This is a genomic window from Mannheimia pernigra, assembly GCF_013377995.1.
GTDB classification, from domain to species: Bacteria; Pseudomonadota; Gammaproteobacteria; order Enterobacterales; family Pasteurellaceae; genus Mannheimia; species Mannheimia pernigra.
On record NZ_CP055305.1, the window covers coordinates 1,317,990 to 1,344,531 of the forward strand.

Genomic DNA, 26,542 nt, shown 5'->3' on the forward strand with positions numbered 1-26,542 from the left:
TGGTTATCAAAAATAAAAAGATGAAAGAATTTTAAATTAATTGGAACTATTATAAAAATGCATTCTCTAAAGAGTAGTGCAATGGAATTGACACATTATAAATTATAATTAGGAGAGTCCGCAGTTGAGCGAGCAGATCACCGACCAAGAGTTAGTCGAAAAAGCACAAAAAGGTGATAAAAAAGCATTTAATTTACTTGTAGTACGCTATCAAAATAGAGTTGCGAGTTTACTGACTCGTTATGTAGCAAGAGACGATATTCCTGACATTGTTCAAGAATCTTTTATTAAAGCTTACCGCTCTTTAGAGTCTTTTCGTGGGGAAAGTGCTTTTTACACTTGGCTTTACCGTATTGCAGTTAATACTGCAAAAAATCATTTAACGTCTTTGGGCAGAAGACCACCTAAAGAGGATATTTTAGCAGAAGATGCTGAAAGCTATGATGTCGGTGCTCAGCTTCGTGAAAGCGATACACCTGAAAATTTAGTGTTATCGGAAGAATTAAAAAAAGTTGTATTTGATACGATTGAAAATTTACCTGAAGAGCTTAAAATTGCTATCTGTTTAAGGGAATTAGACGGTTTAAGCTATGAAGAAATCGCAGAAGTGATGGAGTGTCCGATAGGAACAGTACGTTCACGTATTTTCCGTGCAAGGGAAGCAATTGATGCGAAAATCAATCCACTTATGCAGTAAGTAGAATTAGTTTTAGAAATCTCGAAAATCATTGGAGACAATTATGCAACAACGCATTATTCAACGCGAATACCTTTCTTCTTATATGGACGGGCAAGATGTTGATAGAGAGTTTGTAGAGACTTTAACCCATAGCTCAGAATTACAGCAAAAATGGGCAAGTTATCATACTATTCGCAGTGTGATGCAAGGCGATGAAATCATTTTAGGTGCGGATTTTTCTGCCCAAATGGAAGCCTTACTTGAGAACGAAGAAATTAAATCTCAAAATACTGCGGAAAAACCAAAAGGTTTATTACTTAAACTTAAACGTTGGAGTACACCTATTTTACAAGCAGGTATTGCTGCCTCGGTGTGCTTAGTGGCAGTAATTGGCGTAAATTCAATGAACTCTAGCGAAGACATTGCTCAAACTCAGCAACCTGTGTTACAAACGTTTCCTTTTAGTAATTCTGTTGAGGCGGTAAGGTACACTGCTTTAGTACAAGAGCAGCCAACTACTGAACAATTAGAAATTCAGCAACGCAAAATTAATGCGTTGTTGGAAAATCACGAGTTACAACGCCGTACAAATAATTTGCAAAATACTTTGCCAGAAGAAAAACAGAAAGCCCAAACTTCAACTTCTTCTAATTAGATTAGTAAAATAGAACGGAATGAACTAAAAGAAAAAATTAAGAAAGCTACATAATTAGTAATTATGTAGCTTTTTGTATGGCAAATATAACGAAAAATAGAAATAACTTACAAATAGCGAAATAATTTTAATTTTGATAAAATGGGCACAATTAATTTGATTTGAGAATAAATATGTTTATTAAGATAATAAAATCTTTTTTGATGTTCATAGCTATTTTCACTTGTTCTGGTTTTGCTTTGGCAGCAGATACAGGGATAAAAACACCTTTATCATATTTAGCGTCAATGGCTGAAGCACATAAAAAGTCGAATTATGAATTACTTTATATTTTTCAGCAAGACAGCAACGTAGGATTTTTCCGATTGCGTCATATATTTACTGATAAAGCGTATGCCCAATTATTAAACCTCGATCATAACCGAGAAGAAATTATCCTAAAAGGTAACAGCGTTAGTTATTTAGGATACAATTTTCGGCCTTTTAGCTTAAATAGCCACCATATTTTAGATAACCTTCCTAATGTTCTTTACGCAGATTACCATAACTTAAAAGGGTATGTTTTTTTAGATTTGGGTAAAGATCGTATTTCAGATAGAGTGACGAAAGTCATTCGCATTTTACCAAAAGATACTTTCCGTTATTCTTACACGCTTTGGATTGATGAAGAAACCAATTTGCTACTTAAAAGCCAATTACAAAATGAAGACAATATTGTGTTAGAAGAATTTCGAGTATTACAGCTTTATCAATCTCCAGAGCTTGAAATGATTGCAAATGCGATTAACTCTTTGATGTTGCCGTCCTTAACCTCTCCCCCAAAAGAAGAGGTCAAATTGCCTTATGATTGGGATATTAAAGAACTACCAACAGGTTTTGAACTAGTACAGAACCAAACAGTAACAGGGGCAACCTATCAATTTGACAGTGAATATGTAGATAGCCGTTTATATAGTGATGGTTTATCTAGTTTGACAATTTACGTTATGCCTAGTCAGGGAGCTAATTTTGATGAATATGCTTGGCGACAAGGTAAATTAACCATTTTAAATCAGACAATTAATGATAAAGATATTGTTATTATTGGCGATGTACCGCTACAAGTAGCTAAGCAGATTTTGAAAAATATTCAGTTTAAAGAAGGAGCATCGCGATGATGATAGAAGAAGCCAGTGTGGTTGAATATCATAATGGTATTGCGATTGTACAATGCAACGCAAAAAGTGCTTGTGGTGCTTGTTTGGCTCGTACTACTTGTGGTTCAAAAGCATTATCCGCTTTAGCTGGTGAAAAAATGGCTCCTCGTTTTAGTATTCGTGTCGACGAGCCGTTAAAAGTGGGAGATAAAATTCAGTTAGGTTTAGCTGAAAATACGCTACTGAAAAGCGTTTTTTTAATTTATGGGATACCTTTGCTTGCTTTAATCATCACAGCGGTCGGATTTTCACAATTTTTTGCAAATGAACTTATCGTTTTATTCGCAATGTTGATTTTTACAGCAATAAGTTTCTGGGGGGTAAAGAAATTAATGGATAAACGCAGTCAGCAAATCCATTTTTCGCCCATCTTTTTAGGTAAAGTTTAGGAGATTTGAATGGACAAAATATGGCTTAATAATTACCCGCCTTACTCGCCAAAAACCATTGAGGTGAATCAATATGAATCATTAGTTGATATGTTTGAAGCCGCAATAAAACGCCATCTAGATATTCCAGCTTATATTAATATAGGGCAAATTCTAACCTTTCGTAAATTAGAAGAACGTAGCCGTGCTTTTGCTGCTTATTTACAAAATGAATTACGTTTAGAAAAAGGTGATCGTATTGCGTTAATGATGCCCAATTTATTGCAATATCCAATCGCCTTATTCGGTGCTTTGCGTGCAGGGCTCGTTGTGGTGAATGTCAATCCGCTTTATACGCCCCGTGAATTAGAGCACCAACTTAACGACAGTGGTGCAAAGGCGATTGTGGTTATTTCCAACTTTGCGGCAACGTTAGAAAAAGTGGTATTTAATACGAATATAAAACACGTTATTTTAACTCGAGTAGGCGATCAGCTCTCTTTTGGTAAGCGTACTTTAGTGAATCTCATCGTTAAATATATTAAGAAATCAGTTCCCAAATATAAGTTGCCTCACGCTGTTAGCTTTAGAGAAGCATTAAGTATTGGCAAGAAAAGGCAGTATGTAAAACCGCATATTTTAAGTTCTGACCTCGCCTTTTTACAATATACAGGCGGTACAACTGGTGTGCCTAAAGGTGCAATGCTAACGCATCAAAATCTCATTGCCAATATGATGCAAACAAAATGGATTGTAGATCCACTATTAGGTAACGCTAAAAATATGATTGGTGCTACTGCCTTGCCATTATACCATATTTTTGCATTATCTTTGAACTGTCTCTTATTTCTTGAACTAGGTATTACAGGATTATTAATTACAAATCCTCGTGATATTCCAAGCCTTATTAAAGAATTAAAGAAATATAAAGTATCTATTTTTACAGGGGTAAATACACTATTTAGTGCATTACTGAATAATCAAACACTAAAAGAAGTGGATTTTTCATCCTTAAAATTAAGTGTTGGCGGTGGGGCTGCAATTCACGCTAATGTAGCACAAGATTGGTACGATTTAACAGGTTGCCACATTATTGAAGGCTATGGTATGACTGAATGTTCGCCTGTTATTAGTGCAACACGTAGTGATTCAGTAGAATATTCAGGCTCAATAGGTATTCCTTTGCCAAATACAGATATTCGCATTGTAGATGCTGAAGGTAATGAGCTACCTTTGGGCGAGCAAGGCGAGTTATTAGTTAAAGGCCCTCAAGTGATGCAAGGGTATTGGAATCGCCCGGAAGAAACGGCAAAAGTATTAAATGATGGCTGGATGGCAACAGGCGATATTGTTGTTATGGGTGAAGATCTTAATTTACGCATCGTTGATCGTAAAAAAGATATGATCCTTGTTTCTGGTTTTAATGTCTACCCAGCTGAAATTGAAGATGTTATTTTACAAAATCCAAAAGTGAATGAAGTTGTTGCTATTGGTGTGCCGAGTGAGCTTTCTGGCGAACGTATAAAAATTTTTGTGACGAAAAAAGATGAAAGCTTAACCTGCGATGAACTGCGTCGTTATTGCCGTCAATTTTTAACTGGCTATAAAATTCCACGTGATATTGAATTTCGTGATGAACTACCCAAAAGTAATATTGGAAAAATTCTTCGCAACGTACTAAGAGATGAAGAATCAGCAAAATCAAACGTTAATAACGCTTAAATAACATAATTAAGGAGCTTACAATGAAAATTGTTGAGGTAAAACACCCGCTTGTAAAACATAAATTAGGTTTAATGCGAGAAGCAGAAATTAGCACCAAAGATTTCCGTGAGTTAGCAAATGAGATTGGTAGCCTATTGACTTATGAAGCAACCAAAGATCTTGAAATGGAAAAAGTTGAGATTAATGGTTGGAATGGTAAGAAAATTTCAGTTGAACGAATTAAAGGTAAAAAAGTTACCGTGGTGCCAATTTTGCGAGCTGGTTTAGGTATGATGGATGGGGTGCTAGAACACATACCCAGTGCAAGAATTAGTGTAGTGGGGATTTATCGTGATGAAGAAACGTTAAAACCAGTTCCTTATTTTTCAAAATTAGCAAATGATGTAGATGAACGCCTAGCGATTATCACAGACCCAATGTTAGCAACGGGTGGCTCAATGGTAGCAACGATTGATCTACTGAAAAAAGCAGGTTGTAAACACATTAAAGTATTAGTATTAGTTGCAGCACCCGAAGGGATTAACGTGCTAGAAGAAGCTCACCCAGATGTTGAACTTTACACAGCTTCAATTGATAGCCACTTAAATGAAAAAGGATATATTATTCCAGGCTTAGGTGATGCGGGCGATAAAATTTTTGGCACCAAATAGTATTTAACGTTAATAAAAATACAAGCGGTCATATTTTGTAAAATTTTTGCAAATATGACCGCTTGTTGATCTGCATTTCAAAACCTAGGTTCTTAATGTGAGGTGCAGATCATTTTTGGGAGAGATCATCAAGCGGTCAAATCTTAACATTTTTTTGCAAATTATTCTAAAAATCCTTCCAATAACTCATTTAAGAATAATTTTCCGTGCAGGGTAATTTGCCAATGCGTTGGAGTTTCAAAAATATAATCTTGGCTTAATGCCCAATCCATTGTGGGGCGAACAACCTCCCTATCTAGCCCTGTAAACCATTCAAACTCTTGTTTTGGCACAGCTTCAAGCAAACGGAATCGGTTCATAAAAAACTCAAATGGGCGATCTTCTAGCTCAATTAAATCTTGGCTGTAGCGGTATTCACCCCGCATATAGCCTTTTGGGTGTTTGGTTTTACTAAAGCGGTAAATTTCGCCCGTTGGATAGGAAATTTTACCGTGAGCACCGCAACCAATTGCTAAATAATCGCCAAACCGCCAGTAATTGAGATTGTGCTTGCATTGGTAGCCTTTTTTCGCATAGGCAGACGTTTCGTATTGCTCATAGCCTGCCGCAGTTAAAAGTTGATGCCCCTGCTCAAAAATATCCCATAATTCGTCATCATCTGGCAAAGTGGGTTTACGATAATAAAACATCGTATTAGGCTCAATAGTGAGCTGATACCACGATAAATGAGGTGGATTAAGAGCAATCCCTTGTTCTAAATCACTTAACGCTTGTTTTACCGATTGATTTGGTAAACCGTGCATTAAATCAATATTAAAACTGTTCAAGCCAAATTTTGCAGAATTTTGGGCATAGATGACCGCTTGTTTTGCCTCATTTGCATCGTGAATTCGTCCGAGTTTGAGCAATTTTTCTGGCTCGAAACTCTGAATGCCCATTGAGATGCGGTTGACTCCGCCTTGGGTGTAGCCAACAAATTTCTCCGCCTCTGCTGTGCCAGGGTTGGCTTCAAGCGTGATTTCAATACCCGCCTCAAAGGGGATTCGCTTTTCTACTTCTTTTAATAAATAAGCAATACCTTCGGACGAAAACAGACTTGGTGTGCCGCCACCAATAAAAATAGAGTGTAATTTACGATCGCCTATGGCTGCTTGATAAGCGGTTAAATCTTGCAATAAATCTGCAAGGAGATGTTCAATATATTCTTTCTCTGGAATAAACCCTTTTTGAGCGTGAGAATTGAAGTCGCAGTATGGGCATTTTTGTACACACCACGGAATATGGATATAAAGGCTTAAAGGCGGTAAAATAAGTTTCACAATAAATATTTCGTTATGTTTAAGAAGCCTAAATAATAGCGAAAAGCAAATAAAGTGGGAAGTAGAGATTTTTTCGTGAACTAGATCACAAATTCAAAAATTCCCTCTTTACCGCTTTGGCATTAATGATATGATAGTTTCGTTTCAAAAAATTAATATGTTTTGATAAATTCACTTCATATTAAAAACAAACTATCCAATATAGCGACCTTAAGGAGCTTACTATGACAAAACAATTTGAACATAACGAATCACGTCGTGGTTTTATGAAATTGATGGCTGGTGTGGGTGCAGGTTTTGCATTCAGCACGACATTAGGCACATTCTCAGCACCAGTAGCAGCGGCAATGGCTCCTGCAAAAGGCTCTGTGATTGAAGCGGGTATTTCTTACTCTCTTTCCACTGGGTTCGACCCATTACGTACCACTGGTGCAACCCCAATGGCAGCAAACCTCCATATTTTTGAAGGACTCGTGGATTTACACCCAGCCACTCGCGAGCCATACTTAGGTTTAGCGGCAAAAATGCCTGAAAAAGTGGACGACGTAACCTACCGTGTAACACTACGTGATGGTGCGGTATTCCACGATGGCAAGCCAGTAACTACTGCAGATGTTGTATTCTCTTTTGAGCGTGTACTAGATGACAACAATAAATCTCTATTCAAAGGTTTTATTCCATTTATTGACAGCGTAAAAGCAATTGATGAGAAAGTCGTTGAATTTAAACTCAAATATCCATTTGCATTATTTAAAGAGCGTTTAACGATTATCAAAATCGTACCGAAACATGTGATTGAATCTGTGGGCGAAAGTGCATTTGATGCAAACCCAGTAGGTTCTGGTCCATATAAATTTGTCTCTGCGGTTAAAGATGACAAAATCGTCTTTGAAGCATTTACTGCTTATAATGGTATCTATCCAGCGAAAGCAGAAAAAATGGTTTGGTCATTGTTATCGGACGATGCTGCTCGTGTAACTGCACAAGAATCTAAACGTGTTCAAGCGATTGAGTCTGTACCTTATCTTGATATTCAACGTTTAAAATCGAAAAGACAATCTATTGATTCAGTTCAATCATTTGGCTTATTGTTCTTAATGTTTAACTGTGCCGAAGCACCGTTTAACAACCCGAAAGTACGTCAAGCATTCCACTATGCGTTAGACACTCAAAAAATGATCGATATCGTCTTCTTAGGTAACGCACGCAAAGCAACGTCTTACTTACAAGAAACGCACCCTGATTATGTGAAAGCAGAAACTCAGTACGATTTCAACAAAGAAAAAGCAGTTGCACTATTAAAAGAAGCAGGTGTAGATAAATTAGAGTTTGAATTACTCGCAACAGATACTTCTTGGGTGAAAGAATGTGCACCATTAATTCTTGAGTCTTGGAATGCTATCCCAGGTGTGAAAGTAACTTTACGCCACTTACAATCTAGTGCGTTATATGGTGAGTACATTGCATCAGGTAACTTCAAAGTGGTTGTTGCACCAGGTGACCCGTCTGTATTCGGTAACGATGTGGACTTATTATTAAGCTGGTTCTACCGTGGTGACGGTTGGGCGAAAAATCGCTACCGCTGGTCTGAAACCGCAGAATATGCAGAGGTACAAAAACTGTTAGATGCAGCAGTGTCAGCAAAATCACACGATGCGGCAAAAGCAGAATGGGCAAAAGTGTTCAATATTATTGCTGAACAAGTTCCGCTCTATCCTCTTATCCACCGTAAATTACCAACGGCTTGGGATGCTAAAGCATTAACGGACTTCCAACCATTGCCAACCACAGGTATGTCATTCTTAGGTGTTGGACGTAAATAAGCCTTAACACACGGCTAAGCAAGCGGTTGTTTTTGGGGAAAATTTTGCAAAAAATCGACTAAAATCAACCGCTTGTCACTTTAAATTTATACTCAAATTTTCTGTGTTTTTTATATAACAACATAGAGTATGTTTTGCATACTGAAAACAAATTAACCCAGTGTATTTCGCACTCGACCTTCCTATAATATTTTATAGCTGGAGATAAAAATGGAAATTGTACTGCGTCTGTTATTCCGCCGCATATTGGCACTACCTATTATGATCATCGGGGTAACAGCACTCGTTTTTATTATTTTACAATTCACGCCGGGAGATGCTGCAACCGTAGCATTAGGAGATGCTGCCAGTGATGAAGCTAAAGCATTATGGCGTGAGCAACGTGGGTTAAACGATCCGTTACTGGTTCAATACTTTCGTTTTCTCGGAAACCTTCTCGTGTTTGATTTAGGGGTAACTACTCCACCTGAATTACCTATTTCATCAATGATTGCCAAAGCGTTCCCAATCACATTGCAATTAACCTTTATCGGTGTCATTTTAGCTGCGGTTATCTCATTTACACTAGGTGTATTTGCAGCACTTCATCGTGATCGTCTTGTCGATCAAATCATTCGTCTGTTCTCCGTTGCAGCAGTTGCAACACCATCTTTCTGGCTCGGTATTTTATTAATTCAATACTTCTCACTTGAACTCGATTGGTTGCCATCTGGTGGTTATGTACCATTTAGTGAAGATCCGAAAGAGTGGGCTATCTCAATGGTTCTACCGTCTCTTGCATTAGCGATTCCAGTTTGTGCCTCATTAATCCGTGTAGTACGTACTGCAATGGTAGAAGAAATGGATAAAGATTATGTGCGTACCGCAATTGGTAACGGTGTACCATATTCAACCGTTATTCGTCGTAATGTATTGCGTAATGCCTTAATTACACCTGTAACCGTTCTTGGCTTGCGTGTCGGTTACTTACTCGGTGGGGCAGTTGTTATCGAACAGATTTTTGACTTACCAGGTATGGGTAAATTGATTTTCAATGGAATTACTAATTTGGACTTAAACTTAGTACAAGGCGTGGTACTAACCATTGCATTGACTTTCGTGTTAGTCAATATCATTGTTGATATTCTTTACCTAATTATTAACCCTAAAATTCGGAGTCTATAATGTTTCGTCAAGGATTAGCAGACAGACTTGCTTCTGGCGGGGCAAGATTCAAAGCATTATCAACCACATCCAAGATCGCGTTAATTTTCTTAATTATTATGGCTCTTATCGCAATTTTGGCACCATTAGTTGCACCTTATGACCCACTTCAAACACTACGCCCAGTCCAAGCTCCAGGTTCAGAGTATTGGTTCGGTACAGATCGTTTAGGGCGAGATATTTTCTCTCGTATCGTTTACGGAGCAAGAACCTCACTCTTTATTGGGTTAGGGGCTGTAGCTTGTGCCATTGTATTTGGCAGTATCTTGGGAGCAACCGCGGCAACCGCTGATAAATTCGGTAATGAAGTCATTATGCGTCTGATGGATATTCTAATGGCATTCCCTGGCATCGCACTTGCAGCGGTATTGCTTGCCACATTCGGCAACTCTTCACCGATTATTATCCTTACGATTGCGATTGTTTATACCCCGCAGCTTGCTCGTGTTGTACGTGCAAATGTTGTTTCCCAATGGGAAGAAGATTATGTGCGAGCAGAGCGTGTAATAGGTGGTAGCCGTACTTATATCTTATTAAAACACGTTGTGCGTAATACCGCAGCACCTGTACTTGTGTTTGCCACAGTAATGGTTGCTGATGCGATTATTCTTGAAGCATCACTTTCTTTCTTAGGTGCAGGGGTTCAGCCACCACACCCTTCTTGGGGTAATATTTTATCTGAAGGGCGTAACTTAGTCTTAAGTGGCTTCTGGTGGGCAACAACTTTCTCTGGTTTGTGTGTACTTTTAACCGTATTATCGTTAAATATTCTCTCTGAAGGTTTAACGGATGCATTAGCGAATCCGAAAACGAAGAAGAGCCCAACTGCAGCAAAAAATGATGTATCAAAACCGCTTTCAACCGATGTTCAAGAGGCAATGGCGGAGGGCTTAGCATTAAAACGCTACTTACTTCAATTGAAGCAAGCAGAAGTCGTGCGTACAGACCGTATGCAACTTAACCCAAATGCAAAACCGATTTTGCAAGTGAAAAACTTATCTATCCGCTTCCCAAACCGTTATGGTGAAACCCCATTGGTGGATAATATCAGCTTTACCGTACATGAAGGTGAAACGATGGGCTTGGTAGGGGAATCTGGCTGTGGTAAATCAATCTCTGCCTTCTCAATTATGGGATTATTACCACCAACTGCAAAAATCACAGGTGAAATCCTGTTTACTGACCGTGCTGGCAATCAGTACGATTTACTGAAAACAGATAAGCTTAATGATCTTCGTGGTCACGAGATTTCAATGATCTACCAAGATGCGTTAAGTGCGTTAAATCCATCAATGCGTATTCGTGAACAAATGGAGCAGTTAATCAGTCGTGGCGGTAAACAGTCCGCAGAGACATTACTCAAATGGGTACATCTTGATCCTGAAAAAACTCTCAACCGTTATCCACACGAACTTTCAGGTGGTCAGCGTCAGCGTGTTCTTATTGCAATGGCATTAGCACGTGAGCCAAAACTGTTAATTGCAGATGAACCAACCACAGCATTAGACGTAACCGTTCAAGCAGAAGTCATTAAGCTTCTCAACGAATTGCGTGAAAAACTGGGCTTTGCAATGGTGTTTGTGAGCCACGATTTAGCCTTAGTTGCTCAAATTGCTCACCACATCACGGTAATGTATGCAGGACAAGTGGTAGAAGCATCGCCAACTAGCGACTTACTGATGCATCCAACGCACGAATATACACGTGGTTTGTTAGGCTCAGTACTTTCAACGGAATGTCGTGCAGAACGCTTATATCAAATTCCAGGCAGTGTGCCTTCTCCGTTTGACTTTGCAAACGGTGACCGTTTCGCTAGCCGCTCATTGCGTCCTGATGCGAATCCAAAACAACACTTGAAACTTGTTCCAACTGGAGAACACCCACAACACGTTTGGGCATCTCACTTAGAAGAAAATCAGGGAGCTAAACTATGAGTATGAAACCCATTAAAGAGCAGCCGATTATTGAGCTGAAAGATATTGTTGTCGAGTTTCGCTCCCGTGATGGAACGCTATTCAACCCGAAAAAATTCCGTGCAGTAAATGGTGTGAGTTTAGATATTCACGCTGGCGAAACAGTTGGTATTGTAGGGCAATCTGGCTGTGGCAAATCTACCCTAGCAAACGTGATGATAAGCCTTCAAAAACCAACTTCAGGCACGGTAAAATTTAATGGATTAGAGATGAAATACGGTAGTGCAGAAGCTCGTAAATACTTCGGTAGCCAAGTATCTGTTATCTTCCAAGATCCAGCAACGGCACTAAACCCTCGTATGCGTGTATTAGATATTCTCAAAGATCCGATGGATATTCATAATATCTTACAACCACGAGAGCGTGAAAAACGAGTTTATGATCTTCTCTCTCGTGTAGGTTTACCACGTTCTGCTGCACTAGTTGAGCCAACTCGTTTATCGGGTGGTCAAAAACAGCGTGTCGCAATCGCCCGTGCATTGGCATTAAATCCCAAATTAATTGTAGCTGATGAACCAACTTCAGCACTTGATGTATCAGTTCGAGCTCAAGTCCTGAACTTACTTGCCGATTTGAAGAAAGAGTTAAATCTTGCAATGGTGTTTATCTCGCACGATTTACAAACGGTTAATCAGGTTTCGGATCGAATTGTGGTAATGAATGGCGGTAAAATTGTCGAAATGGGCAATGCAAGACAAGTTTTTGACACACCAAAAGAGGCATATACGAGAACCTTGATTGAGTCAGCCCCGTCATTATTATAATACGGTAGGGGCAAATCCAATTTGCCCCATAATTCAGTTTATTATTTTCGCTACAAGCGGTAAAATTTTCACCAAATTTTACCGCTTGTATTTTATTTTATGATCACAATTAACCAAATTCTCGAAACAGATTTACTGATTGTCGGCTCTGGTATCGCAGGGCTTTCTGCCGCAGTTGAAGCAAAAAGCAAAGGCATTAATACTTTACTGATTAGCAAATCCACGATTGGCTCTGGGGCGAGCTATTTTCCCCTTAAAGCCACATTAGGCATTCAAGTGACAGGCGATGAAAAAGACCATCCACTTTTTAGAGCAGATATTGAAAATATCGGTAAACAAAAAATCAATCCGAATGTCATACAAGCCTATATTGAAGATTCACCGAAAGCAATTGCTTTATTAGAGCGTATCGGCTTTAAGCCTTGGAAGCGTAATGACAACCGCCCAGCTTGCTTTGCCAAATATACCCGCCCCATTTATTTAATTAAGGACTGGCGAGAGGCTGCTCTGCGAGCTAAGCAGATTTTACAAGAGCAACAGATTCCGTTCTATGAAAATGCGACGCTTTTACATATCGTTGCCGAGCATAATCAAGTGCAAGGTGCTGTATTTGCATATACTACAAGCGGTCAAATTTCTTATATTTTTTGCAAAACTAACCATATCATTTTAGCCGCGGGTGGTCTTGCTGGGCTTTATAAAGATAACCTCTACCCAGCTGATGTAATAGGTTCGCTCCATTCTGTTGCCAAACAAGCTGGGGCAACATTAGTCAATCTGGCTTTTATTCAATTTATTCCTGCCTTTGTTGAACCCAAATATAAGGTATTATTCGGGGAACATACGTTGAAATACGTCACTGAAATTACCGACTCAACAGGCAAAAATCTATTCCCTCATTTAAATGAAGCACAATTTAGCAAAATGATGCTTGAACGCAGCCATTATGCACCATTTAGTTTGGATTTTGAGTGTGTGGAATTTGACTTAGTGATGATGAAGCATTTGCTGGAAAATCCAGATGAAAAAGGTATTTACCTCAAATACAGCCCCAAAATTTATGAAGATAAAGAAGAATTTTACACCGTCTATTTAAATTGGCTGAAAAATGAAGTGGGGATTGATTTAGTGAGAGATAAAATTTCGATTAAACCTTTTGCTCATAGTTGCAATGGTGGGATTCAAATTAATGAATGGGGCGAAAGCTCCGTTAAAGGTTTGTTTGCAATTGGAGAAATAGCCCATTGTATTGAGGGTGCAAACCGTATGGGGGGCAATTCAGTTGGGGGCGGTTTAGTATTTGCAAAACGTGCCGTTGCTGAAATTATACGCACTCTACAAAACGTACATTTGCAAAAAAATGCAGATTTTTCACCGCTTGTCGTTGCGGAAAAAGCATTAAATAAACTGGCTAATCCAAATGCCAATCTAACACTTTCTGCAAGCGAAGTGCTTTCCACTATTAGAGAGAATATGGCACTATATGCGAATGTTTATCGTACCACAAGTAACCTTAAACTGTTACTTAACACTCTAAGTAATTTGGAACAGCAATTTGATCCAATCTACCACGCCCAACATCAAGGTATTGAAATTTACAATGCATTAAAAACCGCTCAATTAATAGTAAAGCATATGCTTGATGAGAAGAGTTTGGGGGCACACTACTTATCTGAATAAAATTAGTCTATAATACGCCTCTTCCTGTCATAATAACTTAGGAGTATAAATGAACAACTACCTACTCAAATTAAAGCCTAGTACGGCGGTCATACTTTCTCTTTTGACTGTCTTTATTTTAGGTTTTACGATGATTGCACTTGGCTGGGTGCCTCAAATTTCAATTTTAGCAGTCATTGTTATCCTCTTACTTTTTGGGTTAGTGAATAAAATTCCGTTTAAAAATATGCAGGAGGGTATGGCAAATGGGCTGATGTCTGGTATTGGTGCCATTTATTTGTTCTTTTTTATTGGATTATTAGTTTCTGCATTAATGATGTCTGGGGCAATCCCAACCTTAATGTATTATGGCTTAAGTGTGATTTCTCCTGAGTTATTTTATATCTCTGCTTTTGCCTTGAGTTCTGTGGTCGGTATAGCGTTAGGTAGTAGTTTAACAACAACCGCCACTATTGGCGTTGCCTTTATTGGAATGGCAGCTGCATTTGGCGCGAACCCGGCAATTGTTGCAGGAGCCGTTGTTTCCGGTGCCTTTTTTGGTGATAAAACCTCTCCGCTTTCAGACACCACCACTATTGCAGCGTCTATTGTGGGTATTGATATGTTTGCTCATATTCGCAATATGCTTTATACCACCATACCAGCGTGGATATTTACCGCACTTATACTTTGGTTTTTAACCGAACCAGCTGATGCTCAGAACTTAGCGAATATTGAAGACCTAAAAACCCATTTACAAGCCACAGGGCTTATTCACGGTTATACACTACTGCCATTTATAACCTTAATTTTAATGGCGATGAATCGTATTAATTCAATTTATATCATCGTCACGACTGTAATTTTATCGCTTATTATTACCTACACGCATAGCTCACCCAGTTTAGAGCAACTGGGTAATTATTTCTTTACGGGTTATAAACCCGCTGAAGGTATTGACTTAGGTGAAGTGGAATCTTTAGTATCTCGTGGTGGTATTAATAGTATGTTCTTTACTGTTACTATTGTTGTATTGGCATTAAGTTTAGGTGGTTTATTACAAATTTTAGGTATTTTACCTGCTCTACTTAAAGGCATTAGTAGTTTTTTAACCAATACTGGGCGTGTTACTTTTGTGGTTGCAAGCACTGCGGTAGGTATTAATGTATTAATCGGTGAACAATATTTAAGCTTATTATTATCAGGTAATACCTTCCGTTCCACCTATGAACATTTAGGGCTTGAGCTGAAAAATTTATCTCGCACTATTGAAGATGCTGGCACGGTAATCAATCCATTAGTGCCTTGGAGTGTGTGTGGTGTGTTTATCAGCAGTGTTCTGAATGTGCCAGTGTTAGACTATTTGCCTTACGCATTCTTCTGTTACATTTGTTTAATCCTCACGTTAATTTTTGGATTTACAGGCGTAACTATCAGTAAAAAGCCAACTAATACATAAAGTTAAGATACAAAAAATGCCTACAAATTTGTAGGCATTTTTGCTTATCAGAGCTGAATAACTATTTGTTTTGCTAACTCTCTAGCAAGTTTATCAATATGCAATACATCAGCAATTTCTTTCACTTGAATTGGGGCAATATTTTCCACTACCGTTCTATTCACATTCACAATATCGGTAAAACGAATTTGTTCATTTAAAAATGCCTCAACGGCAATTTCATTTGCTGCATTCATCGCGGTTGTCGCATACTGCCCTTCTGTAAAAGCCTCAATCGCTAATTTTAAGTTTGGATAACGAGCAAAATCAGGCTTAATAAAAGTCAGCTCTTTTAATTTAAAGAAATCAAGTGGCGGTACGCCTGCATTAATTCGATTTGGGTATGCCATAGTGTGTGCAATCGGCGTACACATATCAGGATTACCCATTTGAGCAATCACCGAACCATCAATATATCTTACCATTGAGTGAATGATCGATTGCGGGTGAATAATAATGTCCATCTCGTCTGCCGTTGCATTAAATAACCAACGAGCCTCAATATACTCCAATCCCTTGTTCATCATTGTCGCAGAATCTACCGAGATCTTTTTTCCCATCGACCAATTTGGATGAGCGACAGCCTGAGCTGGGGTAATTGCCTCAAATTCAGTTAACGGTTTGGTGCGGAACGGACCTCCCGAACCAGTGAGAATAATTTTACTCACACCTAGTTCTGCAAGCGGGCAAAAACCGACTTTTTCTTGTGCTTCAGGCGGTAGCGATTGGAAAATCGCATTATGTTCACTATCTACCGGCAGTAATTTCGCTCCCGATTTGCAAGCTTCATCAATAAAAATCTGTCCACAAGTTACCAATGATTCTTTATTGGCTAATAACACTTTTTTGCCTGCTTTCACAGCTGCAAGCGTTGGTAATAAACCAGCTGCTCCAACAATGGCTGCCATAACCATATCAACATAAGGGTGAGCGGAAAGCTCGCAAATTGCTTTTTGCCCTGATAACACTTCTGTTTTTATGCCTAAATTTGCCAATGATATTTTCAAGTCTTGAGCTGCTTTTTCATCATCCATTGCCGCAAAAGTGGGTTGATATTGCTGGCATTGTTCTGTCATTAATGCCACATTTTTTCCACCAACCAAAGCAAATACTTCATACTGTTCTTTATTATGTTCAACCACCGATAAAGTGCTTTTACCAATTGAGCCTGTTGAACCTAAAATCACTAACTTTTTCATTCTTTTCTCTTTATTTTTATGTAAGAGAAAATGCCACTTTCCCTTACAGATCTCAAATTTGATCTTGCAAAATTTTTATAAAAAACGACCGCTTATATTTAGCTTGAAAGTCTTTTTGCCTCAATCACATCGTCTAATTGCGATACTCTCGCCAATAATTTATTTAAAATGGCAACATTATTCAGTTGAATTTCCATATCAATCGTAGCCAGGCTGCGTTTAACGTCTGTTCGGCTAGAAACACCTAACACATTTACTTTTTCATTCGCCATAATTGCACTCACATCTCGCAATAAACCGTTTCGGTCATTTGCAATCACACGAATAGTTAAGCTCAAACCTGAAACATAGCCTTCCCCCCAATCTGCCTCTACTACACGTTCTGGATTTGTATTCAACAATTCGTGTAATTGCTCACAATCGGCTCGATGGATAGAAATACCTCTCCCTTGTGTGATATAGCCCAAAATTTCATCGCCTGGAATTGGCTGACAGCACCGAGCAATAGAGTGCATTAAATTACCAACCCCTTCAACAACCACATAACCTTTACTCGGTTTTTGCTGGTTATTATTTTTATTAACCTGTTTTAACACTGCCTCATCTTCTTGCTCGGCAGTAGGCTTAATTAATTTCGATTGCAAATAATGCATTAACTGATTTAAACGAATATCACCGCCACCGATGCCTGCGTATAAATCATCAAACTGTTTTAAGTTATAGCGAGGCAGCGCATATTCCTCTATTTGTCTAAATGTGAAACCAAATTTTTCCATTTCGGTTTCAAGAGCCTCTTTACCAATCGGAATATGCTTTTCTCGATCTAATTTTTTAAACCAAGCAATAATTTTTGAGCGAGCCTTGCTCGTATTCACGAAACCCGTATTTGGATTAAGCCAATCTCGGCTTGGGTTGGGTTCTTTCTGAGTGATGATTTCAACCTGATCGCCCATTTGCAAATGGTAAGTAAACGGCACAATTCGGCCTGCTACTTTTGCCCCAATACAACGATGTCCGATTTCGCTGTGGATTGCATACGCAAAATCCAGCGGAGTTGCTTTTTGTGGCAGATCGATTACCTCGCCTCTTGGCGTAAAGACATAAACACGATCATCAAAAATTTGTGTCCGCATTTCTGCCACCATATCCCCTGAATCGGCAAGATCGTTTTGCCACTCAAGTAATTTACGTAACCACACAATTTTTTCTTCATAGCCTGAACGCCCAGCAGTTGCTCCCTCTTTGTATTTCCAGTGAGCAGCCACCCCCAGCTCGGCATCATCGTGCATTTGCTGGGTACGAATTTGTACCTCAATCGTTTTATCTTCTTCACCTAATACCACGGTATGCAAAGATTGGTAGCCATTTGGTTTTGGATTGGCAATATAATCATCAAAATGTTCGGGTAAGTGAGTGTATTTAGTATGGATAATACCTAATGCGGTGTAGCAATCTTCTAGCGTTGGCACAATCACCCTCACCGCTCGAATATCAAAAAGCTGATCAAATCTCAAACGCTTTTTCTGCATTTTTTTCCAAATGCTATAAATATGTTTTGGGCGCCCATAAATCTGTACATTGTCGATTTCATCAACTAAACAAGCGGTCAAATCTTCAATAAAATTTGCAATATAACGTTCGCGATCAAATCGGCGTTCGCCTAAATCAAATTTAGCAATTTGGGTATAAGTCGCGGGGTGTAACGTACGGAAACAATAATCTTCCAACTCCCATTTAAGCTGCCCGATACCTAAACGGTTGGCAAGCGGTGCATAAACGTGGAAACATTCTTTGGCGGCTAATACGATGTCTTCTTCAGTATGTTGGCTACTATCTCTCAAATAAGCAATGCGTTCAGCCAGTTTAATCACTACGCAACGAAAATCGTCTACCATTGCCAGTAACATACGGCGGATATTATCGATTTGTAAATCAGACACATTGTGAGCAGATAACTGGCGGATATTTTCCATTTCCAGCACGCCTTTCACTAAGTTTTTGATGTGATTATTAAAATCTTCTTTTAATTGAACAAGATCAATAATATTGTGTTTTACAAGAGGGAAAAGCAACGCCGCCACTAGGCTGTCATCGTCCATATTCAAGCCGTGAAGCACTTCGACCATTTCAATGCCATACCACATCAAACTATAATCGGTATCGAGCTTTTCTTGAGCGTACTCCCAAGCGTGTTGAATGTGCTCAAATGTAACAGGAGACATATTCAGGCTCGTACACCAGCTTGCTAATTCAAAATTATTTGGATCAAGTTGGTGGGAATAACGAATTGCTACCATAAAGCCTCCTTGTAAATTTTCGTCAAAATCAGACCGCTTGTTATCGCTGAATATGGGGTGCAATTATACGTCCAATTTCAGAAAAAATTTACTTATTTTATAAAAATTTAGCACAGAGATTAGCATCGTGATTACTCCTTAAGAGGTAACATTCTTGTGATAAATCAAACCTATTAACACAATTATTTGCACGACTTCACGCTCTTGATTAAAATACTCGCGTTTTTATTTATTTTCTGTGGGAACAATGACAATTTTAGTGTTAGGAATCAATCATAAAACCGCCTCTGTGGGTTTAAGAGAGAAAGTCGCATTTGTGGATAGCAAACGTGAGCTCGCTCTCAAGCAAATTCAAGAAAGTGGATTAGCCGAAAGCGTTGTTATTCTTTCTACTTGTAACCGCACCGAACTCTATTTCCATCAGCCCAATATTTCGCCTCACAAAGAGAGTGATGATAATATTAAATGGCGTGAACAGTGCTTAAAATGGTTTGCTCAAGTGCATCAACTTGATGAAAAAGCACTAGGTGAATGCCTCTATTTCAAACAAAATTTAGATGCTGCTAACCACTTAATGAACGTGGCAAGTGGCTTGGATTCTCTTATTTTAGGTGAGCCCCAAATTTTAGGGCAAGTAAAACAAGCTTATCAATATAGCGAAGATTTTTACCAACAACATCACAAAACGATCTCTACCAAGTTATCTCGCTTATTCCAACGCACATTTGCTACTGCAAAACGTGTTAGATCTGAAACGGAAATTGGTAGCCAAGCGGTTTCTGTTGCTTATGCAGCTTGTGGTTTAGCTCGCCAAATTTTTGATAATTTCGGGAAATTACGTTTTTTGCTTGTGGGGGCGGGTGAAACCATTGAATTAGTGGCTCGTTACTTAATTCAACACGGTGCAAAAAATATGATGGTGGCTAATCGTACCCATATTCGGGCAGAAATGTTAGCGGAAAAATTAAATTTCCCAATGCAAATTCTCTCTCTAAGTGCATTACAACTAGGCTTAAATCAAGCCGATGTCGTGATTAGCTCAACGGGCAGTGCGGATACACTTATCACTAAAGAGATGGTTGAAATTGCTCAAAAACAACGTCAATTTGACCCACTGTTGCTTATTGATATTGCTGTGCCTCGTGATATTGATGAAAAAGTAGGGGAATTAGAGGGCGTTTATTCTTATAGCGTAGATGATTTACAAAATATCATTCAACGCAATATGGCTCAACGTGAAGAGGCTGCAAAACAAGCGGCTGAAATCGTAAAAGAAGAGAGCAAAGCCTTCTTTGAATGGTTAAAACAGCAACAATCTAGCGATCTTATCAAACGCTATCGCCAAGATGCAGAATATATCCGACAAGAACTATTAGACAAAGCCTTGCAAGCTATCACACAAGGTCAAGATAGTGAAAAAGTGATCAGTGAATTAAGCTACAAACTCACTAATCAGCTGCTCCATATACCAACCCAAGCTTTACAAGCTATGGCGAAAAGTGGAAATTCAACGGGGTTGCAAAGTTTTTCTAAAGCATTACGTTTAGAAGAATAATGTTGAGCACGCTGTGTTCCTATGCTTTTGCAAAAAATTGAAAAAATTTGACCGCTTGCTGATCTACACGATGCTTCCTACGGCAATTTATCTCAGATCACGCTTCTAATTTTAACTTTCCTCAAATTTCCGCTATAATGCTACTGTTTTTGCAACTCCTTGCAAATGATTGAATTTAGAGGACAAAAAATGACGCCTGTTGTTGCCTTAGTTGGTAGACCAAATGTGGGTAAATCCACCTTGTTTAACCGCTTAACTCGCACTCGAGATGCCTTAGTGGCAGACTTTCCTGGCTTAACCCGTGACCGCAAATATGGACACGCCAATATTGCTGGTTATGATTTTATCGTAATCGATACTGGCGGTATTGATGGTACAGAAGAGGGCGTGGAGGAAAAAATGGCAGAACAATCGCTATTAGCGATTGAAGAAGCAGATGTTGTTCTTTTCTTAGTAGATGCTCGTGCGGGTTTATTACCTGCAGATATTGGTATTGCACAATACTTACGTCAACGTGAAAAAACTACGGTGGTAGTTGCAAATAAAACAGATGGTATTGATGCCGACTCACACTGTGCAGAATTCTATCAACTTGGTTTAGGCGAAGTGGAACAAATTGCCGCAGCTCAAGGGCGTGGCGTGACACAGCTTATTGAGCAAGTGCTTGCGCCTCTTGGTGAACAGTTAAATGCAGAGCAAGCGGTCGATTCTGATGAAAATACTGCAAATAATGAAGAAGTAGATGAATGGGATACTGATTTTGACTTCGACAATGAAGAAGATACCGCTTTATTAGATGAAGCATTGGAAGAAGATACTGAAGAAACGATTGAAGACAAAAATATCAAAATTGCGATTGTTGGACGCCCAAATGTAGGCAAATCAACGCTTACTAACCGCATTTTAGGTGAAGATCGTGTGGTTGTGTACGATATGCCTGGAACAACTCGTGATTCTATCTACATTCCGATGGAGCGTGATGGTCAGCAATATACCATTATCGACACGGCGGGGGTGCGTAAGCGTGGTAAAGTCAATTTAGCCGTTGAGAAATTCTCCGTAATTAAAACGCTACAAGCTATTCAAGATGCCAACGTGGTGCTTTTAACCATTGATGCTCGAGAAGGTGTTTCTGATCAGGATTTATCGCTGCTTGGCTTTATTTTAAATGCTGGTCGTTCGCTAGTTATTGTTGTCAATAAATGGGATGGTTTATCGCAAGATATTAAAGATCAGGTGAAATCAGAACTTGATAGACGTTTAGATTTTATTGATTTTGCTCGTGTGCATTTTATCTCAGCACTACACGGCTCAGGTGTGGGCAATTTATTTGATTCGGTGAAAGAGGCCTATGCTTGTGCAACCCAAAAAACCTCAACCTCAATGCTGACCCGTATTTTGCGTATGGCAGCCGATGAACATCAACCTCCACTCGTAAATGGTCGCCGTGTTAAATTAAAATATGCCCACCCAGGTGGTTATAATCCGCCGATTATTGTTATTCACGGTAACCAAGTGGAAAAATTAGCTGATTCTTACAAGCGGTATTTAAGTAACTATTTCCGTAAGAGTTTGAAAATTATCGGCTCTCCGATTCGGATTTTATTCCAAGAAGGCAATAATCCATTTGCAGGTAAGAAAAATAAACTTACACCAAATCAATTACGAAAACGTAAGCGTTTGATGAAGTTTATTAAGAAAGCGAAGAAATAATCTTACTCTCTCCCCTTGTGGGAGAGAGACCGAAAAACGCCTCGTTCAGAGGTGTTTTTCAGAGAGAGGGAAAATAACGAAGATTTTCTAAAAACAAACAGCCCCCTCTCCCTGATTTTTCTTCTGAACGAAGAAAAATCTGTCCCTCTCCCACTAGGGGAGAGGGCTATAGATATAAAAAGGTTCAATATATGATGATGCAATACTCTCCCAAATTTAATAACGCTAAAGTATTGGTGCTAGGTGATGTTATGTTAGATCGCTACTGGTTCGGTGCAACCAATCGTATTTCACCAGAAGCCCCTGTGCCTGTAGTGAAGGTGCAAGATATTGAAGAGCGTGCAGGCGGTGCAGCAAACGTGGCTATGAATATTGCCAGCCTTGGCGTACCCGTTACGCTTCATGGTTTAATTGGTCAAGACGATGCAGGATGTGCATTAGATAGGCTGCTCAATTCACATAATATCCAAAACCATTGTGTAGCAATTAATTCACACCCTACCATCACTAAATTGCGGATTTTATCTCGTCATCAGCAATTATTACGCTTGGATTTTGAAGAAGACTTTCAAAATGTCGATTCAACCGCGCTACTTGCAAAACTTTCACAAGAAATCACCGCTTGTGGTGCATTGATTTTATCGGATTATGGTAAAGGTACACTTAAATCAATACAACAGATGATCCAAATTGCTCGCAAAGCGAATGTGCCCGTTTTAATTGATCCGAAAGGTACCGATTTTGAACGCTATCGTGGCGCCACGTTACTTACCCCTAATATGTCTGAATTTGAAGCGGTTGTTGGGTATTGCAAAGATGACGATGAAATCGTCACGAAAGGCTTAAAAATGATTGATGATTTTGAGCTTTCTGCATTACTCGTTACTCGTTCAGAGAAAGGAATGACGTTACTTCGTCCAAACCAAGAACCTTATCACTTACCCACTCAAGCAAAAGAGGTTTATGATGTCACTGGTGCGGGTGATACCGTAATCAGCGTATTAGCGACTGCAATTGCAGACGGTCGTCCTTATGAAGAAGCTTGTTATTTAGCTAATGCTGCTGCAGGTGTTGTGGTCGGTAAATTAGGCACATCAACAGTAAGCCCTGTTGAATTAGAAAATGCGATTCATCAACGTGCAACAACAGGTTTTGGAATTGTTTCTGAAATAGAGTTAAAAGCAATTATTGATGAGGCGAAAAAACGTGGAGAAAAAATTGTGATGACGAATGGTTGTTTTGATATTCTGCATCCAGGACACGTTTCTTATTTAGAAAATGCGCGCAAATTAGGCGATCGCTTAATTGTAGCGGTAAATACGAATAATTCAGTGAAACGCTTAAAAGGTGAGTCTCGCCCAATTAATGATTTAGCGGCACGAATGGCCGTGCTTGCAGGTTTAGCCTCCGTTGATTGGGTAGTGCCTTTTGATGAGGATACGCCACAACGTTTAATTGCTGAAATGCTACCTGATTTATTAGTAAAAGGGGGAGATTATAAACCTGAAGATATTGCAGGTAGCCAAGAGGTGTGGGCAAACGGTGGCGATGTAAGAGTACTTAACTTTGAAAATGGTTGCTCTACCACGAATGTAATTAAAAAAATTCAATCGCTATAGTTTAGTTATGAAAAAAATCATTATTGATACAGAGCAGTTTCAGCGAATTATTTCTCGGATTTCCCATCAAATTATTGAAAAGCATGGGGATTTACAAGATGTCGTTATCGTGGGTATTAAACGTCGTGGCGCTGAAATTGCTGAACTCATTCAAAAACGTATCAAAGAATTATCTCAAATTCAATTACCCAATATGGCGTTAGATATTACTTTCTATCGTGATGATTTGGATTTAATCTATCAAGATCCTGTATTTACTGGTGCGGAAAATCAGCTTAATCTCAACGGTAAAAAAGTGATTTTAGTGGACGATGTTTTGTTTACTGGAAGAACTATTCGTGCTGCGTTAGATGCCTTACTTGATTTTGGTCGAGCCGATAGAATTGAATTAGTTATTTTAGTTGATCGTGGTCACCGAGAGCTGCCAATTCGGGCTGATTATGTCGGAAAAAATATCCCCACTGCGAAAAATGAGCAAATTCAGGTATATACCTCCTATTATGATGGCATCAATCAAGTTGTCTTAGTTCCTGTAGCACATAAAGAGTAATAAAAAGTACTTAATTTAAGTGAACCTTTTCGATAAACTAATCTCTAAGAAAAGAATAACTTATTTATCTCCATTAGGATTTTTATAAAATGAAATTAGTAAAATCATTATTTGCTGTTGCTATTGCAACAATCACACTTACCCAAACAGCTCAGGCGTTTGAAGAGCGAGTGGTTGCATTAGTGAATGATACCCCTATTATGCAGAGCCAAATTCGAACTATGCTGGGTAAGAAAACCGTAACAAAGGCCTCTCAACGTATGGCGATTGATCAATTAATTGACGATATTTTAGTACAACAAGCAATGAGAGAAGCTAACGTAACCATTAGCCCTCAGGCAGTGCATCAAGCGGTTGAAAATGTGGCTATTCAAAACGGTATTACTTATGGTCAATTATTAGATACATTAGATTATCAAGGGATTACGCTAGAAGAGTTTAAACATAACATTGCTCAACAAATGGCTATGGAACAAGTTCGTCATATTAGCATTGGTAAATCTATTCAAGTTTCACCGCAACAAGTTCAAACTCTTGCGAAAGAGTTAATGGCAAAAGATAAATCTGCAGGTAAATTAAAAACAGTCATGGGTAAAGAGCATCGTATTAGCCATATTTTGCTAAAAACTAACCCAATTTTAAACGATAGACAAGCAAAAGCGAAATTAAACAGTTTAATTGCAGATATCAATTCAGGCAAAACGACCTTTGAAGAAGCCGCTAAAGTACATTCTGTTGATTATGCTTCAGGTGCAGATGGTGGCGATTTAGGTTTTAACCCCTTAGGCATTTATGCCCCTGAATTTGCAGACGTAGCATCTAAAAGTAAAAAAAATCAAATCTCTGCCCCATTTAAATCGCAATTTGGCTGGCATATTCTAAAAGTAACGGATGTTAGTAATAGTGATAGAACTGAAGATGCTTATCATCAAAGAGCCTATCAGCAGCTTGTTAATAAACAAGCAGAAGAAGCCTCAAAAGATTGGATTAAAACATTAAGAAAAGCTGCAAATATTCAGTATATTGGTCAGTAATTAAACAAATTATAAGAACCTCGCCTAGCGGGGTTCTTTTGTTATTTAAAGGATAATAATGAGTTCACAAAATTCAAAAAAACATTTAGGTCATACTGCTCGTAAACGCTTTGGACAGAACTTTTTACACGATATGAATGTTATTCATGGTATTGTTTCCGCGATTAACCCAAAAAATGATCAATTTTTACTGGAAATTGGCCCTGGTTTGGGGGCATTAACGGAGCCTGTTGCAGAATTAGTTGATAAACTGGTCGTGGTAGAAATTGACCGTGATTTGGCAGAACGCTTACGCCATCACCCATTCTTAAACCAAAAATTAACGATTATCGAACAAGATGCGCTACGTTTTAATTTCCGAGAATATTTTGAGAGTCAAAATTTAGAGGAAGATTCCGTTCGCGTATTTGGTAATTTACCTTATAACATCTCCACCCCATTAATTTTCCACTTATTGACGTTCCACGATCTCATTCAAGATATGCACTTTATGTTGCAAAAAGAAGTCGTCAAACGTTTATGTGCTGCACCAAACAGCAAAGCCTATGGCAGATTAACTATTATGGCACAATATTATTGCCAAGTAATTCCTGTGCTTGAAGTACCGCCAACCGCATTTAAACCTGCTCCAAAAGTGGATTCAGCAGTAGTGCGTCTAGTACCTTACAATAAACTACCGCACCCGGCGAAAGATGTTTATTGGTTAAACCGTGTAACTACACAGGCCTTTAACCAACGTCGTAAAACATTACGTAATGCACTTTCTAGTCTGTTTACTGCTGAACAGCTTGAAGCATTAGGTATCAATTTAACTGCACGTGCTGAAAATCTAACGATTGCAGATTATGTTCGTTTAGCTAACTGGCTATATGAAAACCCGCCATCAATAGACAAAACAGAAGAGCTTATTGACGAAGATATTTAAAAATAGAAAAGTAGTTGGAGGGTAAATCCAACACGCATTAAACTTGATTTAAAAAGGATTGAGCCCAGTACAATACTGATCTCAATATTTAAGTTAATAAACTGCCCAACTTTTGGGGACAGATCAACAAGCGGTTAT

Annotated in this window: 21 protein-coding genes; 18 read left to right on the top strand and 3 right to left on the bottom strand. The window is 38.8% G+C overall.

What is annotated here, in order from left to right; all coding sequences use genetic code 11:
• Window positions 1-124 precede the first annotated feature (124 nt).
• The 6 genes from rpoE (at window position 125) to upp (ending at window position 5,273) form a co-directional block, all read left to right on the top strand.
• The gene (gene rpoE, locus HV560_RS06380) at window positions 125-697 is read left to right on the top strand and encodes an RNA polymerase sigma factor RpoE (protein WP_176808175.1); all 573 of its coding nucleotides are present in this window, start codon (window positions 125-127) and stop codon (window positions 695-697) included.
• A gap of 43 nt (window positions 698-740) precedes the next feature.
• Complete coding sequence (locus HV560_RS06385) at window positions 741-1,334, top strand: sigma-E factor negative regulatory protein (RefSeq protein ID WP_176809820.1); 594 nt, start codon at window positions 741-743, stop codon at window positions 1,332-1,334.
• A gap of 203 nt (window positions 1,335-1,537) precedes the next feature.
• Entirely contained in the window at window positions 1,538-2,491 is a 954-nt protein-coding gene (locus tag HV560_RS06390; RefSeq protein ID WP_238348708.1) for a MucB/RseB C-terminal domain-containing protein, read from the top strand.
• On the top strand, window positions 2,488-2,919 hold the full coding sequence (locus tag HV560_RS06395) for a SoxR reducing system RseC family protein (RefSeq protein ID WP_159629501.1): 432 nt from the start codon (window positions 2,488-2,490) through the stop codon (window positions 2,917-2,919). Before HV560_RS06390 ends, HV560_RS06395 begins: the two co-directional genes overlap by 4 nt.
• Window positions 2,920-2,928: 9 nt before the next feature.
• Window positions 2,929-4,620 (top strand): long-chain-fatty-acid--CoA ligase FadD, encoded by a 1,692-nt coding sequence (fadD, locus tag HV560_RS06400; protein WP_176812433.1) that lies wholly within the window; start codon window positions 2,929-2,931, stop codon window positions 4,618-4,620.
• Between the two features lie 23 nt (window positions 4,621-4,643).
• Entirely contained in the window at window positions 4,644-5,273 is a 630-nt protein-coding gene (upp, locus tag HV560_RS06405) for a uracil phosphoribosyltransferase (RefSeq protein ID WP_176812434.1), read from the top strand.
• Window positions 5,274-5,434: 161 nt separating this feature from the next.
• Here the strand turns inward: upp and hemW are convergent, their stop codons facing one another.
• Window positions 5,435-6,592 carry a radical SAM family heme chaperone HemW gene (hemW, locus tag HV560_RS06410; protein WP_176812435.1) on the bottom strand — a complete coding sequence of 386 codons (1,158 nt, stop codon included), beginning with the start codon at window positions 6,590-6,592 and terminating at the stop codon, window positions 5,435-5,437.
• Window positions 6,593-6,816: 224 nt separating this feature from the next.
• Here hemW and HV560_RS06415 point away from each other — a divergent pair, with 224 nt between their 5' ends.
• The 6 genes from HV560_RS06415 (at window position 6,817) to nhaC (ending at window position 15,473) form a co-directional block, all read left to right on the top strand.
• Window positions 6,817-8,415: an ABC transporter substrate-binding protein gene (locus HV560_RS06415; RefSeq protein ID WP_176812436.1), complete on the top strand. Its 1,599-nt coding sequence runs from the start codon at window positions 6,817-6,819 to the stop codon at window positions 8,413-8,415.
• A gap of 210 nt (window positions 8,416-8,625) precedes the next feature.
• Window positions 8,626-9,579 (top strand): ABC transporter permease, encoded by a 954-nt coding sequence (locus HV560_RS06420; RefSeq protein WP_159629511.1) that lies wholly within the window; start codon window positions 8,626-8,628, stop codon window positions 9,577-9,579.
• Window positions 9,579-11,552, top strand: coding sequence for a dipeptide/oligopeptide/nickel ABC transporter permease/ATP-binding protein (locus tag HV560_RS06425; protein ID WP_176812437.1), 1,974 nt, complete (start codon window positions 9,579-9,581; stop codon window positions 11,550-11,552). The genes HV560_RS06420 and HV560_RS06425 overlap by 1 nt, the downstream gene beginning before the upstream one ends.
• Window positions 11,549-12,355: an ABC transporter ATP-binding protein gene (locus HV560_RS06430; protein WP_176808183.1), complete on the top strand. Its 807-nt coding sequence runs from the start codon at window positions 11,549-11,551 to the stop codon at window positions 12,353-12,355. Before HV560_RS06425 ends, HV560_RS06430 begins: the two co-directional genes overlap by 4 nt.
• A gap of 99 nt (window positions 12,356-12,454) precedes the next feature.
• Window positions 12,455-14,035 (top strand): FAD-binding protein, encoded by a 1,581-nt coding sequence (locus HV560_RS06435; protein WP_176812438.1) that lies wholly within the window; start codon window positions 12,455-12,457, stop codon window positions 14,033-14,035.
• A 49-nt stretch (window positions 14,036-14,084) separates the two neighbouring features.
• Window positions 14,085-15,473 (top strand): Na+/H+ antiporter NhaC, encoded by a 1,389-nt coding sequence (nhaC, locus tag HV560_RS06440; protein ID WP_176812439.1) that lies wholly within the window; start codon window positions 14,085-14,087, stop codon window positions 15,471-15,473.
• Between the two features lie 47 nt (window positions 15,474-15,520).
• Here nhaC and ispC read toward each other — a convergent pair whose 3' ends face one another.
• Window positions 15,521-16,711: a 1-deoxy-D-xylulose-5-phosphate reductoisomerase gene (ispC, locus tag HV560_RS06445; protein WP_176812440.1), complete on the bottom strand. Its 1,191-nt coding sequence runs from the start codon at window positions 16,709-16,711 to the stop codon at window positions 15,521-15,523.
• A gap of 98 nt (window positions 16,712-16,809) precedes the next feature.
• Window positions 16,810-19,008, bottom strand: a complete 2,199-nt coding sequence (gene relA / locus HV560_RS06450; protein WP_176812441.1) for a GTP diphosphokinase — start codon at window positions 19,006-19,008, stop codon at window positions 16,810-16,812.
• Window positions 19,009-19,255: 247 nt separating this feature from the next.
• Between relA and hemA the strand changes: the two genes are divergently transcribed.
• The 6 genes from hemA to rsmA all read left to right on the top strand — a co-directional run bounded on the left by hemA (window position 19,256) and on the right by rsmA (window position 26,404).
• Window positions 19,256-20,563: a glutamyl-tRNA reductase gene (gene hemA, locus HV560_RS06455; RefSeq protein WP_176812442.1), complete on the top strand. Its 1,308-nt coding sequence runs from the start codon at window positions 19,256-19,258 to the stop codon at window positions 20,561-20,563.
• 189 nt (window positions 20,564-20,752) lie between these two features.
• Window positions 20,753-22,276: a ribosome biogenesis GTPase Der gene (gene der / locus HV560_RS06460; protein WP_176812844.1), complete on the top strand. Its 1,524-nt coding sequence runs from the start codon at window positions 20,753-20,755 to the stop codon at window positions 22,274-22,276.
• A gap of 191 nt (window positions 22,277-22,467) precedes the next feature.
• Window positions 22,468-23,895, top strand: coding sequence for a bifunctional D-glycero-beta-D-manno-heptose-7-phosphate kinase/D-glycero-beta-D-manno-heptose 1-phosphate adenylyltransferase HldE (gene hldE / locus HV560_RS06465; RefSeq protein ID WP_176808189.1), 1,428 nt, complete (start codon window positions 22,468-22,470; stop codon window positions 23,893-23,895).
• A 7-nt stretch (window positions 23,896-23,902) separates the two neighbouring features.
• A complete protein-coding gene (gene pyrR / locus HV560_RS06470; RefSeq protein WP_159629529.1) occupies window positions 23,903-24,445 on the top strand; it encodes a bifunctional pyr operon transcriptional regulator/uracil phosphoribosyltransferase PyrR in 543 nt (180 codons plus the stop codon).
• 89 nt (window positions 24,446-24,534) lie between these two features.
• On the top strand, window positions 24,535-25,479 hold the full coding sequence (locus HV560_RS06475) for a peptidylprolyl isomerase (RefSeq protein WP_176812443.1): 945 nt from the start codon (window positions 24,535-24,537) through the stop codon (window positions 25,477-25,479).
• 58 nt (window positions 25,480-25,537) lie between these two features.
• On the top strand, window positions 25,538-26,404 hold the full coding sequence (gene rsmA, locus HV560_RS06480) for a 16S rRNA (adenine(1518)-N(6)/adenine(1519)-N(6))-dimethyltransferase RsmA (RefSeq protein WP_159629533.1): 867 nt from the start codon (window positions 25,538-25,540) through the stop codon (window positions 26,402-26,404).
• Window positions 26,405-26,542 lie beyond the last annotated feature (138 nt).